Annotated in this window: 13 protein-coding genes; 8 read left to right on the top strand and 5 right to left on the bottom strand. The window is 46.4% G+C overall.

Translation table 11 applies throughout. The features are described from left to right. From AC5ZC7_RS22605 to AC5ZC7_RS22595, 3 genes are all read right to left on the bottom strand, one after another. Complete coding sequence (locus AC5ZC7_RS22605) at window positions 1-2556, bottom strand: outer membrane beta-barrel protein (RefSeq protein ID WP_496158771.1); 2556 nt, start codon at window positions 2554-2556, stop codon at window positions 1-3. Between the two features lie 102 nt (window positions 2557-2658). Then, the gene (locus AC5ZC7_RS22600; protein ID WP_496158772.1) at window positions 2659-3363 is read right to left on the bottom strand and encodes a response regulator; all 705 of its coding nucleotides are present in this window, start codon (window positions 3361-3363) and stop codon (window positions 2659-2661) included. After that, on the bottom strand, window positions 3363-4403 hold the full coding sequence (locus AC5ZC7_RS22595; protein ID WP_496158773.1) for a histidine kinase: 1041 nt from the start codon (window positions 4401-4403) through the stop codon (window positions 3363-3365). Before AC5ZC7_RS22595 ends, AC5ZC7_RS22600 begins: the two co-directional genes overlap by 1 nt. Before the next feature lie 147 nt (window positions 4404-4550). Between AC5ZC7_RS22595 and AC5ZC7_RS22590 the strand changes: the two genes are divergently transcribed. Beyond that, window positions 4551-5330: a fatty acid desaturase gene (locus tag AC5ZC7_RS22590; RefSeq protein ID WP_496158774.1), complete on the top strand. Its 780-nt coding sequence runs from the start codon at window positions 4551-4553 to the stop codon at window positions 5328-5330. A 103-nt stretch (window positions 5331-5433) separates the two neighbouring features. Here AC5ZC7_RS22590 and AC5ZC7_RS22585 read toward each other — a convergent pair whose 3' ends face one another. Further along, complete coding sequence (locus AC5ZC7_RS22585; protein ID WP_496158775.1) at window positions 5434-6759, bottom strand: AarF/UbiB family protein; 1326 nt, start codon at window positions 6757-6759, stop codon at window positions 5434-5436. Between the two features lie 5 nt (window positions 6760-6764). Next, entirely contained in the window at window positions 6765-7391 is a 627-nt protein-coding gene (locus tag AC5ZC7_RS22580; RefSeq protein WP_496158776.1) for a TetR/AcrR family transcriptional regulator, read from the bottom strand. 620 nt (window positions 7392-8011) lie between these two features. Here AC5ZC7_RS22580 and AC5ZC7_RS22575 point away from each other — a divergent pair. From AC5ZC7_RS22575 to AC5ZC7_RS22545, 7 genes are all read left to right on the top strand, one after another. Continuing rightward, the gene (locus AC5ZC7_RS22575) at window positions 8012-9412 is read left to right on the top strand and encodes an RtcB family protein (protein WP_496158777.1); all 1401 of its coding nucleotides are present in this window, start codon (window positions 8012-8014) and stop codon (window positions 9410-9412) included. A 4-nt stretch (window positions 9413-9416) separates the two neighbouring features. Beyond that, window positions 9417-10031 (top strand): peptide chain release factor H, encoded by a 615-nt coding sequence (gene prfH / locus AC5ZC7_RS22570; RefSeq protein ID WP_496158778.1) that lies wholly within the window; start codon window positions 9417-9419, stop codon window positions 10029-10031. Between the two features lie 123 nt (window positions 10032-10154). Next, complete coding sequence (locus AC5ZC7_RS22565) at window positions 10155-10715, top strand: sigma-70 family RNA polymerase sigma factor (protein WP_496158779.1); 561 nt, start codon at window positions 10155-10157, stop codon at window positions 10713-10715. Between the two features lie 55 nt (window positions 10716-10770). Next, the gene (locus tag AC5ZC7_RS22560) at window positions 10771-11940 is read left to right on the top strand and encodes a FecR domain-containing protein (RefSeq protein ID WP_496158780.1); all 1170 of its coding nucleotides are present in this window, start codon (window positions 10771-10773) and stop codon (window positions 11938-11940) included. 207 nt (window positions 11941-12147) lie between these two features. Then, window positions 12148-15381, top strand: a complete 3234-nt coding sequence (locus AC5ZC7_RS22555; protein WP_496158781.1) for a SusC/RagA family TonB-linked outer membrane protein — start codon at window positions 12148-12150, stop codon at window positions 15379-15381. 10 nt (window positions 15382-15391) lie between these two features. Then, window positions 15392-16909, top strand: a complete 1518-nt coding sequence (locus tag AC5ZC7_RS22550; protein ID WP_496158782.1) for a RagB/SusD family nutrient uptake outer membrane protein — start codon at window positions 15392-15394, stop codon at window positions 16907-16909. Between the two features lie 10 nt (window positions 16910-16919). Further along, window positions 16920-17783, top strand: a complete 864-nt coding sequence (locus tag AC5ZC7_RS22545; protein WP_496158783.1) for a PKD domain-containing protein — start codon at window positions 16920-16922, stop codon at window positions 17781-17783. Window positions 17784-17794: the final 11 nt, after the last annotated feature.

Here is a 17794-nt window from a genome sequence, read left to right as displayed (position 1 = left end):
TTACTGAATCACTTCCTGCATTCCCTGCATGCCTGCGCCCATATTCTTTCTCTTAAACAGGCTGGCATCTATTTTACCAAATCTGTAAGCAAAGTTCAGGCGGACCATTTGCGGATCTTTTATGCGGCTGTAATACTGTGTGAAATAAGCACTTTCAGAGTACTGGTCAGACCAGCGGGTTCTGAAAATGTCGTTGATGCTTAAGGTCACAGAAGCGGCGTTGTTTTTCAGGAAGCTCTTTTTAATGGCCGCGTCTACGCCATAGAAAGAAGCAATATATCCCTGGGAAGCATTCTGCGACTGCTGCATCGGCGGACCCGCCTGCACATTTTTATTATCATTTACCGGCAGGTTGGTTTTCGACTGATAAGTACCGGTGAGTTGTAATTCAAAGTTGGCCGGTAACTTAAAGCTGTTGTTAATTTTACCGAACCAGCTCCACAGGGCGTCTTGCGACTGTGTTACATTATCGGTATTGATTTTTGAATTGTAGATATTCACGTTGGTTGACATTGTCCACCATTTCGAAATGGTGTTCATAGACGTGAGTTCCAGACCACCGGAATAGCTGGAATTGGCATTGATATACGTATTTACCAATATTTGCTGTTGACTCACCGGATCGGTTTCCTTGGTCAGGTAACGGGTGATGAGGTTGTTGGTATGTCTGTAATAGACAGATGCCAAAAAGGTATTGTTACCCTTAAACGTTTTCAGGTACGACATTTCCAGTGAAGTGGTGAACTCTGGTACCAGGCCCGGATTACCTTTGGTGATATTCAACTTATCGGTAGAATCGGTGAATGGTATCAACTGGAAGAAGTTCGGACGATTGATACGGCGGGTATAGCTCACCTGAAGTTCCTGGTTATTTTTCAGCTTCTGGCTTACAAATATGGATGGGAACAGGCTGATGGGATAGTTGTTTTTGAAACGCTGACCGTTGTTCAGCAACTCACCTGAATAATCGGAGCTTTCCGCGCGCAGGCCGGCTTTATATCCAAAATTACCGATGTTGTCGGATAAGCTGGCGTAAGCCGCATATACGTTATCGTCGTTTTTGTAATTGTTGGAAGCGGCCGGAACCAGGACGTACTTATTGGATTCCTCATCAAACATGTAGTTGTTGAAGTTGCTTTTGGTAGTACGTACGGCGGCTCTTAAGCCTGTTTCCAGTTTCATTTTGCCTTTAAAGGGCTTCACGTAATCTGTTTGGATGGTCATGAAGCTCACCTTGCCGGTGCCTATAATTTGCTGGATATCGCTGCCGGTGATAACATTATTGTTGCCGAAGCGATCCGTTCTGTAGTCGGTGTTGTTATCACCTTTACCGCCAAAGTAGTTGAAGTCGGCGGTTAATTCTTCGCCTTCTTTAGGGAAGAGGTGTTTCATACCCAATACCAATCCACTTGCATTGAATTTGTTGTGGCCATCGGAGTTACGCTGGCTGAGTGATCTGATGCTGGGGCCTGACTTGTAAAGCGTATCGGTATTGATATCGATATGCTCTTCCGGATTCATGGAGCCGTGCACTTTGATACCAGCGATAGACAGCGTGGTGCGGTTGGTCACAAACCAGTCCAGTCCCAGTTTACCGAAAATAAATCCGCCATTGGTTTTGTTGGCGTTTTCCTGGTTAATGGCGGTAGGTGGTACATCTGCAAAGTTGCTGCGATCGGTAGTACCATTGGTACGTGCTTTCATCTGGTTGCCCATCGCGCTGGCGCTGATGTTTACTTTGTTCTGGCGCAGGTTGAAGTCGGCGCCGCCATTGAGAGCCCCGCGTTTATCCACACCGGCCCGGAGGTTACCATTGTAGCCTGTTTTACGGTTCTTTTTCAGTACAATGTTCAGGATACCGGCGCTACCACCGGAAGCATCATATTTAGCGGAAGGGTTGGTGATCACTTCCACATTTTCGATGGCATCGGCTGGAATCTGTTCCAGGGTAAGGGTAGTAGGGCGTCCATCGATGTAGAGCTGTGGTGCGGCGTTGCGCAGGGTCACATTTCCGTCGATGTCCACATTTACAGAAGGTACATTTTTCATGACATCGAGGGCAGTACCGCCTGCGCTCACAATGTTTTTTTCCACGTTAAATACCTTCTTGTCAACATCCATCTGCATGAGTGGCTTGGTACCTGCTACTGTAACGCCTTGCAATTGGGTGGTGCTGACAGCCAATTTGATGTTGCCCAGATCTTTATCAAAAGGGGGGAAGCTAACGGCCTGGTCGTACGTTTTGTAGCCGGTAGCGGTAATGCGCAGTTTCAGTGGACCTCTGGCAGGCAGGTCGTCCAGGCTGAATTCACCATTCCCTTTGGTGAGTGCGCCTTTGAGCAGTTTTTCTTTCATTTTTTTGGTGAGCGTATCCATGCGGTTTTGGAGTACGATTACGGAAGCATAGTTGATGGGTTTTCCATCAGGGTCAATTACTTTCCCGTACACATGCCCAGTCATTCCCATCGGCATTCTGCCACCGGGACCTCCTGGAGCCTGCGCCCAGGCACTCATTGAAAGCAAAAACAGGGTGATAAACAAATAAATCTTTTGCATTTTGGTATAATTCTAATCGTGCAAAAGTATAGTGTCGTATCGGATATTATAAAATAAATGAGATGAGTGGGGGAAAAAACGCTACAAACAGCATCCGCTGCATTACATTTTACCGGCAATGGCATATACGGCATCGCGGTAGGTGTCGCCAACCGGGAGTTCCAGCTCTTCCAGGAAAATACTGTTTTTCCGGATGGAAGAAATAGCAGCAACAGCCACAATATAGGATTTATGGATCCGGATGAATTTCGTATCCGGCAACTGCTCTTCCATGCCTTTAATACTCATGCGTGTTATAACAGGTTTTGGCGTACTCCGGAGATGTATTTTGACATAATCTTTCAGTCCTTCAATCCATATGATGTCTGCAAATACTACTTTCAGCAAGCTGTAATCTACGTTTACGAAAAAGAATTCCGCATGTTCTTTAGCCGTTTTGCCAGCAGTTTTCAGCTGGAAAAGCTCTTGTGCTTTGTTGCATGCTTTGATAAAGCGCTCCAGGGATACAGGTTTTACCAGGTAATCGGTCACAGAGAGATTGAAGCCTTCCAGTGCATATTTTTCATAGGCAGTAATAAGGATCACGATAGGTTTATTGGGCAGGGATTCGAGGAATTGCAAGCCGGTAAGCCCGGGCATTTGTATGTCCAGGAAGATCAGGTCTACCTGCTGCTGCCGCAGTATTTCCATGGCTTCAAAGGCATTGTTGCATTTCCCGGCGAGCTGCAGGTAAGGCACCATGCTGATATTGTCTTCCAGCAGGTCCAGCGCCAGGGGCTCATCATCTATGGCAATACACTTCATCATCAGTGGAGATTTAATTGCAAGGATACTATAAACCAGTCATCTTTCCGGGAGATATTCAATACATAATCATCTCCATACAATAAATTCAGGCGTCTTTTTACATTGGTGAGGCCAATACCGCTGGTTTTGTCTTTTATTTCGGAAGAAATTTCATTGAATTTATTCTGTACAGAAAAAAACAATCTGCCCGGACGCGTATACAGGCGGATGTCTATACAGGCATCTGCAATGAGGCCGGTACCATGTTTAAAAGCATTTTCCACGAAAGGAATGAGCAGCATAGGTTCTATTTCGTAGGTGTTGTCCGTCGCTTCCAGTGATACCCGGATTGCCACGTTTTTCCCAAAGCGTTGCTGTTGCAGGTCGATATAGCTCTGCAGGTATTCTGTTTCTTTTTGCAGTGGCACTTTATCTTCATCTGCTTCATATAGCATATAGCGCATCAGGGACGAAAGCTTTATCAGGGAAGGTTCCAGTATATCCGATTTCTTGCGGGCCAGCGCTACCATGTTGTTGAGTACATTAAACATAAAATGCGGGCTCACTTGTGACCGTAACAGGGATAATTCAGTTTTCAGGTTTTCATTTTCCCGGGCGCTGATTTTCCGTTCCTGTTTCATTTTATCCACAATCATCTGGAATGCGGTACTGGTAGAGAGTACGAGGAAAAAGATAAAGAAGGTAACGAGGATGATAGGTCTGATATCGTTGGATGGTGGGAGTAAAAACAATCTTCCAAAAAAAATCCGGCTGGCGATCATCATTAAAAAGATGCCCAGCATTAAAAAGATGTATTGGGCAATTTTCCTTTTATAGATCATTTTTGGGATAAATACCCAGGCATTCAGATAAAAGAAAACGATCAGCACTACATCCGTATAGTACTGGTAAATAGTCAGGGCCATTTTGTCCTTGACATGGTCCTTTTCCCAGCTATCGTTGGTTGGGTGCAACAGGTAGGGTAGGGAAAAAAATACCAGCCAGGCAAGGAGATGCCTGCCAATCACTGCCCACTTTTGATGGTACCATTCTTCTTTCATGGGGGCAATTTAGAGATTTCTGCGATTGGCAGGTCATGGGTTGCGACCAACCCGAATAATTATACGACCAACCGATTATCATATTCAATTATGGTTTAATTTTACGTCCGAATTCCTTATTACCTCATTCTCCCTAAATTCTGGTATATGGCAGTAGCTGATATTACCCGTCAAATTGCCTGGAAAGACTTAACCCGCCTGTCTGTCCGCGAAATGCTCATTGAAAATAATATTTCTATTCCCTGGGCGCTGGGTTCCTGGGTACTGGCGTATTATGGCTATTACCTGTTAGCCATGCCGTTGTCGGCCATTTTTTTCCTGACAGCACTCCGGCAGGTGCATAACGGTTTTCATCAATCGTTGGGTACCAATAAGCAGCTGACCTGGTTTACGCTATTTTCCAATAGTATCCTGATGATGGCGTCCATTCATGCAGTGAAGTTTAACCACATCCGTCATCATAAATATTGTTTATCAGAAGAAGATTATGAAGGTAAGTCTGCCGGAATGAGCGCACTGGGCGCCATTTTTTACGGACCTAAGCATATGTGGCTGATCCACCGGGTTACCTGGCAGTTAGGCAATAAAAATTACCGTCGTAATATGTTGCTGGAATTAGCCGCCATTGCCGTATTTACGGGATTCGTGTTTTATTTCCAGGTATATTTCCTGATGTACCATATTGGTGTGATGCTTCTTGGGGAATTGATGATGGCTTTTTTTGCCGTATGGAGTGTGCACCATGACTGTGATCATGATACCATTGCCAGAACGCAGCGTACGGGATGGAAAAACGCGATTACTTTCAGTATGTTTTATCACCTGGAGCATCATTTGTTCCCTGCGGTACCTACTATCAAGTTACCGGAGTTGTGTAAACGCATTGATGAGGCGTTGCCAGAGCTGGAGAAGAAAAATACTTTTTAGGAGCGCAGGAAGCTAAAAGCAGAAAGCAAAAAGCTATTGAAGCGAGTCATCAAAGCGTATATTCGCAATGGTCACCCGCTTCAATAGCTTTTTGCTTTCTGATTTAGCTTTCTGCTCTCTGCAATTCCTGTATCCTCCCGGGACCTGTGACTACATTCGCTTTCAGGTCACTGAGAATAGAGTAGAGGCCGAAATAAGTACGGTTAATATAAAGGCTATGCCTGGAGCCGCGGGCTACTTTAGAGTCGCGGATTTCCTTCATGTTATACAACTCATCCATGTAGGCATATATTTCATTGAAATAAGCTTCATTGCCGAAGTCGAAGGTTTCCAGCGTAAATGGTAAGGTGAGTAAATCAATCATATGCTGGAAAAGACCGGAGAAGAATTCTACTTCTTTAGGCGTATCGGATGGATGGATCATTTCCAGGTTGGTATAAATCTCATGCCGGCGTTTTTCATCTTTCAGCACTTCTTTATCTACCAACAGGAAGTAGTTGACATAAAAATCTTCCGGAATTTCTTTCACACAGCCGAAGTCGAAGATGCCTACCGTACCATCGGGGCGCATGAGGAAGTTGCCGGGATGTGGATCGGCATGTACCTGTTTGAGACTATGTACCTGGAATTGGTAGAAATCCCACAGGGCTTGCCCGATTTTATCTCTTGCTTCCTGGGAGGGGTTGGTGAGTAAAAATTCTTTCAGGTGCTGGCCGTCGAGCCAGTCCATAGTAATAATCCGGTCAGATGACATTTCCGGGTAATACCCGGGAAACAGCAGGTTGGGAATATGTGCGCAGGCCTGGGAAAGATCCATGGAGCGGCGGAGTTCCAGTTTATAATCGGTTTCTTCCAGCAGCTTGCTTTCTATTTCCTCAAAGTATTTATCCATATCTACTTCGTTCATGCCTACAATGCGGATAGCAAAGGGTTTCACGATACGGAGATCTGATTTTACGCTATTGGCAACGCCGGGGTACTGAATTTTTACCGCCAGTTTTTTGCCGTTTTTGGTGGCTTTATGTACCTGCCCGATAGAGGCGGCGTTAGACGCCTGCATTTCGAAGCTATCGTATAGTTGTGTGGGTGATTTACCCAGTGTTTTTACAAAAGTATTCACTACCAGCGGGCCACTCAGTGGAGGCGCGCTGTACTGCGACATAGCAAATTTCTCAGTATAGGCTTTTGGAAGCATTCCTTTGTCCATACTCAGCATTTGCGCTACTTTCAGCGCGCTGCCTTTCAGGTTGCTCAGGGTATCATAAATATCAGCCGCATTGTCCTGGTGTAACGCTTCTTTGGTAGTAGAAGGGTCCATCAGTTTGCGTGTATAATGTTTGATATAGTTGGTACCTACTTTAAGTCCGGTCGTTACGAATTTGCCTGCCCTTTCCACTTTGGTAGTGGGTATATTGGATTGCTCTTTCATGGTGCTTATTTCCGCGTAAAAATAAATTTCCCGAAGTCCAGCAAGCTATCCAGTGTATTGGATTTGATCAGCTGGAAGCTCAGGTTCACTGCTTTTTCAATGGCAGCATCGGTCATTTCAAACTGGTTGCTGGTATCATCCAGCCAGTATTTGAGTACAAACAGGGCCTGTAGCCAGAAACCGTGTACATATTGGTCAGAGATGTATTTTCTTTCTTTGATTTCGCTGGATTGGTAGCCTTCTTTTACCAGGTCGCCCACATAGTTGTTGAACGCATGGCGGAAGGTATCCAGTTTATTGCGGTAAAAATCGGGCACGCGGAAGTGCTTACGCTGCAGGAGCAGGTAGCTGCGGTCTTCTTTCAGTTTCTGTACCCAGAGAAAGTAGAAGGCCAGTAGTTTTTCCTGTGCATTGTATTGCTGGTAAATGTCGTCTGCCTGTAGTTGTTCCAGTGTTTGTTGGAAGATGGCTAACCAGATGTCTTTTTCTACTGCTTCCAGGGAACTGTATTGTTCATAAAAGGAAGCTTCGGTGATGTCTACAATTTTGCAGAGTGCATAAACAGATACGGGCGCTTTGCCGTTTTCCAGCCAGTACACTTTGTAAGCGTTGCGGATGAGCTGTTTGTCCATGAGAAAAAGTTTTACTATTGTTGAAATAACCCGTCCGGAGCGGGTTGCCGGAGGTTAATAATTACGGGTATACAAATTTACGTCATGCCGGGTTATAAACCCTTTTTTATCTTTCTCCGAAATGTTAAAATCTGCCGCAAAAAAAGACTGGAAAAGAAGACGATGAAAATTGAATGTTTGGTATTTCGGAAATAAATATATCTTTGCACCCGAATTCCTTTTTTTCATTTTTAAAATTACAAGGAATCATGACAGAACATTCTCACATATCGCCCCTTTCGCTGCTTGCCTGATCAGGCAAACGCTGTACATTACTTTTGCATAAGCCGGAGTTATAATGTTGTGATGGTGATACACTACCCAGTGTAAGCCAGGAACTTTTATACCCTTTTTATATGTTGATGGTGATTATTGCACCCCACTGGTGCTGCGAACCTTTCTTCCTATAATCGTATGTGCATATACGTTATACCTGCCGTTTGCTGATCGCTGACCCCGGCGAAACCACGTTCCCTTTTGCGGGAAAAAATTACCATTTTTTATTTCTTGTATACACCAACAAATATTTGGTGCAACAGCCGTGTGCGCGGGCATACCCGCCACACCCAAACCACCATTTTATGGGCAGCATAAAAACAAAAGAACTTAGTAAAATAGGTTATACCAACGACAGGGCCAGAAGCCTCGTCATCAACATTATGTCCCGGCATTTTAAACATCACAGCAAGCCGGAAATAATGGAATTATTAACAGACATTAAAGCAGATCCTGCCAAGTACCGGGCTCACGATATCCTGGGAAAAATTGCAGATACTTTTATGGATGAACCGGTGGAATGTAATTTCCAATCGTATGAACTGCTGGAAAAAACCGGGCAGTTAAAAGTATACGGTGCCAAAGAAATAGAGCGTTCTGCCAAACAACAAATGGAACTGGCCATGTCGCTGCCAGTCACCGTACAAGGCGCTTTAATGCCAGATGCACATACCGGCTACGGGTTACCCATCGGCGGGGTATTAGCCACTCAAAATGCGGTGTTACCTTTCGCCGTTGGCGTGGACATTGGTTGCCGGATGGCACTCACCATCCTGGATGAAGGAGAAAGCTTTTTAAAACGTTTTTCTCACCAGGTGAAAGTAGCCTTGAAAGCATACACGCACTTCGGAATGGAAGGCGGCCTGGAATTTTCGCAGGAGCATGCAGTATTAGACAGCCCGGTGTTTCAATACACCGAACTGTTGAGAAAGCTACAGGCCAAAGCCGCACGGCAGCTGGGATCTTCCGGTAGTGGCAACCACTTCGTGGAGTTTGGACTCATTGAATTACAGGAAGATAATGCCCTGCAATTACCGCCGAAGAAATACCTCGCGTTGTTGTCGCATTCCGGCAGCCGTGGCCTCGGTGCTAATATTGCGCAGCACTATACCAGCATTGCGATGGATACCTGCAAATTGCCACGTTCGGCGCAGCAGCTGGCATGGCTGGATATGAACACCGAAGCCGGACAGGAATACTGGCTGTCGATGAACCTGGCCGGCGATTACGCCAAAGCCTGTCATGACCGCATTCATATGAACCTGGTCAAAGCGCTGGGTTTGCAGTCGCTCGCCAAAGTGGAAAACCACCACAATTTCGCCTGGCAGGATACATTGGCCGATGGCCGCTCCGTGATCATCCATCGCAAAGGCGCTACCCCGGCACATGCCGGCGAAATGGGTATCATTCCGGGCAGCATGTGTACGCCTGCTTACCTGGTGATGGGGAAAGGTGTAGACAACGCCTTATACTCCGCCTCTCACGGTGCAGGCAGAGCCATGAGCCGTAAACGTGCCAAAGAAAACATGACCGTTTCCGGCATGAAAAAAATGCTGGCCAGTGCAGGTGTAACACTGATTGGCGGCAGCGTGGAAGAAAACCCGCTGGCATATAAAAATATCGACCAGGTAATGGATGCACAGCAGGAATTAATTGAAATACAAGGCCGGTTTATGCCTGCCATTGTAAGAATGAATAAAGACTAATTATATGGAACAAATGATTATACAGATCACCTCCGGCCGCGGCCCGGCAGAATGTTGCCGGGTAGTGGCCAGGGTGCAGGAGCGCATGATAAAACAAGGTCGTGCGGCAGGCATCGATATGACCGTACTCGAAAATATTAAAGGAGATATCAACGGTACCTTATTGTCTGCCACGCTGTTGGCAAAAGGAGATCAACTGACCACCTTCCTGCAGGAATGGGAAGGGACGGTACAATGGATCGCACAAAGTCCTTACCGCAAATTTCACAAACGTAAAAATTGGTTTGTGGGCGTATCGGTATTCGATGTAAAAAAGCAACTACAATGGAATCCGAAAGATGTAACATTGGAAACTTGTCGCGCGGCAGGTCCGGGCGGACAGCATGTCAACAAAGTAGAAACCGCCGTGCGTGGTACACATCGTCCCAGCGGATTACAGGTGTTGGCAATGGATAGCCGCTCGCAACTGCAGAATAAACAACTCTGCCTGGAGCGGCTGGAAGCCAAATTCCTGGCCTGGCAAACCTCGTTGCTGGTGAGCCAGCAACAAAGCCAGTGGCAGGAGCATAATGAACTCGAAAGAGGACAGGCGGTGAAGGTGATCAAAGATGCGTTGTAAAAAATAACCTCCCCCCACTAGAAGTGGGGGGCTTTACCCACCGGCAGGTGCGCCGGCGTTATAAATTGTAAGTCTTTTTCGCTATTTTTATAGCATCCGTCGGATATCAACCAACTACCACACGTGGATGAACTGAGTGACATAGCACTATTACAAAGACTACAACAGGCCGATGAAGCGGCCTACACCGAAATATTTCACCGCTACTGGGAAAAATTATATGCCATCGCCTATAATCGCCTGCGTGTACGTACCGCCGCAGAAGATGTAGTGCAGGAAGTATTGGCCAGTTTGTGGATACGAAAAGAGGCGCTGGAAATACGTCATCTATCCGGTTACCTGGCCACTGCTACCCGTTACGCCGTATTCCGCCAAATCAGCCGTTTGCTGCCAGATCAGCCACTTGATAACCCGGAGGTGATGCAGCAGTTGGTAGCCACTCCCGATATGGATCATCTCGACTATTACCGTTTACAGGAAAGGTTGGGCATAGAAATAGCCCGGCTCCCGGAAAAATGCCGCCTCGTGTTTTTATACAGCCGGAAAGAACAATACAGCAATAAAGAAATCGCTGCCGCCATGCAGTTGTCTGAAAAAACGGTAGAAGCCCATCTCACAAAGGCTTTAAAGCATCTGCGCATACGTTTGAAAGATGTATATCCCTATCTTTCTTTCTTCTTCTGAAAAAATATTTTAATCCCGACTAAGGGTAGGACAGGTATTCCTGTACTCTACTATTATGCAGCATCTAAAAGACCTGATTCAACGTTATCTGAAAGGCAAGGCTACACCGGAAGAGGCCAGTGCACTCCATGAGTGGTACGAGAGCTTTGATGATAGTGAAGTATCCCTTCCCCTGGAGCCGGGAGAAGACCGGCAAATGCTGGAACAACGCCTGTTGAGCCGGTTGCAGCCCGTTATGAAAGAGCAGAAAGCAGAAAGCGGAAAGCAAAAAGCTATTATCGCGAATGTTGATGGCGGGAAGCTGCCACGTTACCGTCGTTATCTCGTGGCTGCTTCTGTGGCTGCATTAGTAGGTGTGGCGGGTGTAATAGGATTAAAGCATCGGTATTCATCTCCCCCCAAAAATATAATAGCAGTAAATACTCCCTTGAAAGAGGTGCCGCCTGCCCATAAAAAAGCCCTACTCACATTGGGTGATGGCAGCACAGTGGCCCTTGATGATGCCGCCAATGGGGCGATTGGGAAACAAGGAGGCGCCAGCGTTATCAAAAACACCGCGGGACAGCTTTCTTACCAGGCCGGCGACACGCCTGCTGAAGTGGTGTATAATACGCTGTCGGTACCTCGTGGGGGCCAGTTCCAACTGGTATTGCCGGATGGCACCAAAGTATGGTTGAACTCTGCCTCTTCTTTACGTTATCCTACCGCTTTCACCGGCGGAGAGAGAAAAGTGCTGCTACAGGGACAAGCCTATTTTGAAGTAGTCAGTAAAGCAGGACAGCCATTTAAAGTGCAGGCCAATGAAATGGAAGTACAGGTGTTGGGTACCCGCTTTGATATGATGGCATATACCGACGAACCCACTATCAATGCTACCCTGCTGGATGGAAAAATAAAAGTAGCAGATAAAATCCTGCGCCCCGGCCAACAGGCCGTGCTGGCACTTTCCGGGCATCAACTAACTGTCAGGGAAGCAGACATCAACAAAATCATGGCCTGGAAAAACGGACTGTTTGTATTTAATAATATGGATTTGCCCACCATACTACGGGAAGTAGCCCGCTGGTATGATGTGGAAATAGTTTATAATACCACACCCGGTAAAGAGCTGTATGGTGGCGGTATCAGCCGGAATCTTAATTTATCATCTGTATTGCACGTATTGGAAGAAAACGGAACAAATCACTTTAAAATAACAGGGAATAAAGTTATTGTATTACCGTAAAACGTCTGTAAATAAAAATTGATGAACTAAATTTTTGAACAATGGAAAACCGGAGGTGCGGACACACCCCCGGCAAAGTCCAGCATCCTGTAAGATCCGTCGAATGATCATTTAAGAATTCTAAACCTTATTAAAAGTATGGATTTAAAATTTAAGGAGAAACCATTTCTCCCCAAGGGACTTTTATTAACCAAAATTTTGCGGGTGATGAAAATAACCACCTGGCTCATCCTGGTAGCCTGCTTACATGTAAGCGCCAGGAGTTTTTCACAACAGGTAACCCTTTCTGTGAAAAATATGCCCTTACAAAAAGTATTTGCAGAGATCATCCTGCAATCCGGCGCTACCATCGTATACAACGAATCGGCCCTTAAAAATACCCTGCCGGTTACATTGGAGGTGAATGGCGCTTCTGTACAAAGCGTACTGGAACAATGCCTGCTGCATCAACCCGTTACCTTTACCCTGAACGATGGGGTATTTGTGATCCGTCCGAAAGCATTGCCCCCGCCGGCAGCAGCCGATACACTGGGCAAAATATCCGGTATCGTGAAAACAGCCGAAGGCATACCTCTGCCCGGCGCCACGGTGATGGTAAAAGGAACCAACAGGGGAAACGCCACCAACAGCAGCGGCCAGTTTACCGTCAGCGCCAACGCCGGTGAAATACTGCTATTCACCTTTACCGGTTATGATAAACAGGAACTCCCCGCCCGGCAAGGAATGCAGGTAGTATTGAAACCCGGCAACAGCCAGTTGGACCAGGTCATCGTAGTGGGTTATTCCGATAAAAAGAAAAGTGAACTCACCAGCGCCGTTGCCGTAGTAGACGCTACTAAATTAAAAGATGTGACCACCAACGATGTAGGCACTATGCTACAGGGAAAAGTAGCCGGCTTGCAGGTAGTAAGCAGCTCCGGTGTTCCCGGCGCCGCCGCTGAAATCCGCATGCGCGGTATTTCTTCCGTGAATGCTTCCCAAAGTCCGCTGGTAGTGGTAGACGGTATTATTGGCGGTAACTACGACCCGAATGATATTGCTACGGTAACAGTACTCAAAGATGCCGGCGCCACCGCTATGTATGGCTCCCAGGCCAATGCCGGCGTTATCATCATCACCACCAAAAGAGCCGTTTCCGGTAAAACACGCTTTGAAGCAAAGATCACAACCGGCTTTCGTACGCCCGATTTCGGTACCATGGATATGATGAATGGCAGTGAATTGTACGAACGCCAGAAAGAATTTTACCGGGATTATATCCCCGGCGCCACAGATAATTCCTATAAAATTGACCTGGTGAAATTCTACAACGAACGCCCGCTGTCGCTGAAAAACCAGGACTATAACTGGTTAACAGATATGTTCCGCCGTGCACCGATGCAAAATGTATATGTATCTGCCAGCGGCAAAACGGACAAGGCGGATTATTACCTGGGCCTCTCGTACTACAATGAGAAAGGTACTTTTATGAATACCAATTATCAGCGGGTCAACCTGAGAGCCAATTCTACGTATCATTTTACAAAAAATATCAGTCTTACCAACAACATTAACCTCAGCGGCGCTTTCGGTAAAACATACGACTACAACGATATGTATTACGCCTTCCTGAATATGCCCTGGGATAATCCTTACGACAGCAGTGGTAAAGCCTTGTATGTAGATGGCAATGCATCTTTTAAATGGTGGTCGCGCGATAAAGTAAATCCGATACATACCATTCAAAACTCCGAGCATCCGTATAAGAATTTCGACGTGAACTATGATATGGGGCTTAATATCGGCATCACCAACTGGCTGACCTTTACCAGCACCAATCGTTTATCGCTGGGGTATAACAAAAATAAAACCTGGTATTCTCCGCAGGTAGCGGGGCAGTATCACGGCGACGGCTATCTGAATGAACAGAGTACGCTTAACTATGGCTATATCTCCAACAACCTGTTGAAAGTAGATTTTCATATGGGCGATCACCGGATCAGCGGCCTGGCAGGCGTGGCTTTTGAAGGAAGTAATGCTGAAATATTAGGCGCTTCCGGAAAAGGTATACCGGTAGGGTTGAAAGTATTGAACGTGGTATCCCGCAATCAGCAGGTATTTGGTAGCGTGAACGAAGCCATTATACAATCCTTTATTTCGCAGGTAAACTATAGCTACCTGGATAAATATTTTCTCACCGGCTCCTTCCGGGTGGATGGTTCTTCCAACTTCCCTTCCAGCAACCGCTATGCACCTTTTCCGGCGATCTCTGCTGCCTGGTTGGTGAGCAATGAAGATTTTCTGAAAGACAATGAAGTATTCAATAATGTAAAACTCCGGGCCAGCTACGGGGTTACCGGTACACAGGATATCGGATCGTCGCGCTACCTGGCATTGTTTTCACTGACGGGTCAATACTACCAACAAACGGCTGCTACGCCTTCCCAGTTGCCTAGTCCGGATCTTACCTGGGAAAGCAAATACCAGTGGAATGGTGGTATCGACATCGGCTTGTTTAAACGTATAGACCTCAGCGTGGATGTCTACAACAACATCACTAAAAACCTGTTGCTGCAGGTGTCACAACCATTGTCTGTAGGCTTTGAAACCCGCTGGGAGAACGTAGGACAGCTAGTGAACAATGGGATAGAAGTAGGCATCAGCAGTTTAAATGTGCGTGCCGGAAAATTCCAGTGGAACACTGATTTCAATATCAATTTCAATACAAACAGGCTGCAGCAGTTCCCGGCGAATATTATCAACACACAGTCTACCTGGAGTATTTCACAGATCTATCGCAATGGCGGTAACCTGTATGAATTTTATATGCCGAAGTGGCTGGGTGTAGATAAACAAACCGGTGCACCATTATGGGAAGTAGTGGAAAAAGATGGTACCCGGAAATCCACTTCCAATTATGCGAGTGCTACGTACCAGGAAGTAGGATCTGCGTTGCCTAAGTTCCAGGGTGGTATGACAAATACCTTTAGTTACAATGGTATTTCGCTGGGTGTGAATATCTATTTCCTGTCGGGTAATAAAGTATACAGCAATAACCTGCGCTTTGTAGAAAATGATGGTAACGAACCTTATTATAACCAGGTGAATTTGCCCAAAGGCAGCAGTACCTGGAGTAAGCCAAGCGATGATGCTACAGAACCCAGTCCGCAGAATTCCGCCAATTCCACACAAACGTCTACCCGCTTTTTGAAAGACGGCAGCTTTCTGGCATTGCGTAATATCCGCCTGAGTTATGAATTGCCGCATCGCCTGGTAAGCCGCTTAAACATGGAAGGTATTACCGTTGGCTTTACCGCCGACAATGTGCATACGTTCACCAATTTCTTAGGACAGGACCCGCAAACGACCATCACGCCCGGATCACAGGTGATGCCCGGCGTATCGGATTTCAAGTATCCGAATAACCGCCAGTACCTGTTCAACATTAATTTCAGATTTTAAACTGCCTGTCATGAGATCAGTTATTATAATATTGTTGTTACTACCGTTGCTGCTATGGCAAACCGGTTGTATGAAAGATGTAAATCCCAGCGACGCGCTGACAACAGAAACGATTACCAGTTCGCCGGATGGCCTGAAGAATGCTGTGAATGGTGCGTATTCACTCCTGAAAGATCACGTACCATTTAATGGTACCACCGATGATAATAACATGTACCTGCGCCAGTATTTTCAATTGTCTGATTTTGCCAGCGATGATATTGTATGCGGACAAACCACGGAAGATCCTTTATTCTACAGCTTTTCACTGGATCATTCGCCTACGCAACCGAATACCCGCTATTTCTGGTACATCTCTTATAAAATTATCAACGACGCTAACACCGTGATTGAAGCCGTAGAGAAGCTGCCTAACGCAGATGCCACTACGCAACAGTTGCTGGGGGAATGTTATTTCCTGCGTGCGTTTGCTCATTTTAACCTGGTGAAATTATTTGCCATGCCGTACGCGCAGAACCCGGCAGCTCCGGGTGTGATATTGCGTACCGCTACCAGCGATCCGGCACAGAAAGCCCGGGCATCAGTAGGAGAGGTATACAAACAGATCATTGCGGATGCACGACGCGGCGCTGACCTGATGACACAGGCAAGAGGTAAACAGTATGCTTCCCGGGAGGCCGCATGGGCTTTGCTTTCCAGGGCTTACCTCTATGAAGGCGTGAACGACAGCACCCTTTATTTTGCGAACAAAGTAATTGATGGCGGCCGTTTTTCGCTGACCACTGCTGCTACCTATCCCGACTTATTTGCGAATGCCATTAACGGCAGTGAAACCATTTTTTGTGTAGCCTTCACACAGCTGGATGATTATGGCAAATTTGGTTCTATTGCATCCATGATTTACTCAGACGGTAACTCCGGCTGGGGAGAAGAGTTTGCATCCGCTTCGCTGAGAGATACTATGTCGGCTAACCCGGAGGATGTACGCTGGAAGTATATTGTGCCATTGAAAGATGATAACGGTGTATTGCAGCAGAAGAATGGGATTGACATTTACTATATCTCCAAGTTCTCCGGCCAGGATAAGCGGCCTACTTTGAGTTCTCCGATTATGTTCCGTTTGGCAGAGCTGTATCTCAACCGGGCAGAGGCCAATGCCAAAGCCGGTAATGTGGCCGCCGCACTGGATGATGTGGATATGATCCGTGGTAACCGGGGGTTAGCGAATGCGCTGTATCACCAGCAATTGCCGGCGGGTAAATCGGCGCTGGATATCGTATTGAAAGAAAGGCGCCTGGAGCTGGCATTTGAAGGCCATCGCAGTTATGATTTGTATCGCAATAAAAGGCCGATGAACAGAACTTACTGGGGGTATCATTTACCAGGATTGAAGCAATCGGATATTGACCTTTCTAAAAATCCTTCCGGTTATACCAATATGATCATACAGCCGGATAATCCGAAGATCATCTATTACATTCCGATTGATGAAGTAGAAACCAATAAACTGTGTACCCAGAACCCGTAAAATGCTGAACATGCAAAAGTCATTGCTTTATATATTATTGCTGCTGTGCGCAGCTTCTTCCTGTAAAAAAGACGATGCCAAACCGGCGCCTGTGGTGGTATACACGATTGCGGTAGATGGCAACCAGGTAACGTTTAACAATACCACCACGGGGGCGGTGTCGTGGAAATGGGACTTTGGTGATGGTACTACCTCCACAGATCAAAGCCCGGTGCATACGTATAAGGGTAAAGGCAAGTATGTACCTACTTTGTATGCTACTTCGGGAGATGGGGTAACGGCGGAGGGGTCTACGGTAATACGTATTTCGAAGACGTCGCCTGTTAAACTGAACGATAACAGTTTGACGGACTGGGATACGCTGACCCAGAACGTGATGACGGCCGGACCTAAAGGGGGCGTGTTCAAAAAGGCCAAATTCGATTACGACGGGCAGTATATGTATTTCTATGTGGAGATGAGTGGGAAGCAGTCGGATGGGGTGATTTTCGATGTGTACATCGACAGTGATAACAATGCTGGTACGGGGCTACTGACGTCTCTCTTTACCGGTGGGGGCTATGATGTGTTGCTGGAAGGACAATGGCTGTTGAAGTCGGCGCCCATTCCGATGGCGATGTATTATCACAGTGGGCCTCAAACGGGCTTTAACTTTGATCCGCAATCAGGTACAGATTTTTACGCGATAGGTACGCTGCAGGAGGCTAATGGGGTGGTTCGTTTTGAAGGAAGACTGGACCGTTCAAAAATAAAAGGCTTTACGGGGACGGCTATACGACTCGGTATGGTGGCTACTACCAGCGATTGGGGCACCCAGTTGGGGACTATCCCGGATGAAGGGGCGCCATCTTTTTTATTAAATATGCCGGAATAATTATTAATTTA

Source organism: Chitinophaga sp. 9-1-y, from assembly GCF_059511905.2.
The sequence above is the reverse complement of the archived record's forward strand: the minus strand, read 5'-3'. Positions and strand labels throughout refer to the sequence as shown.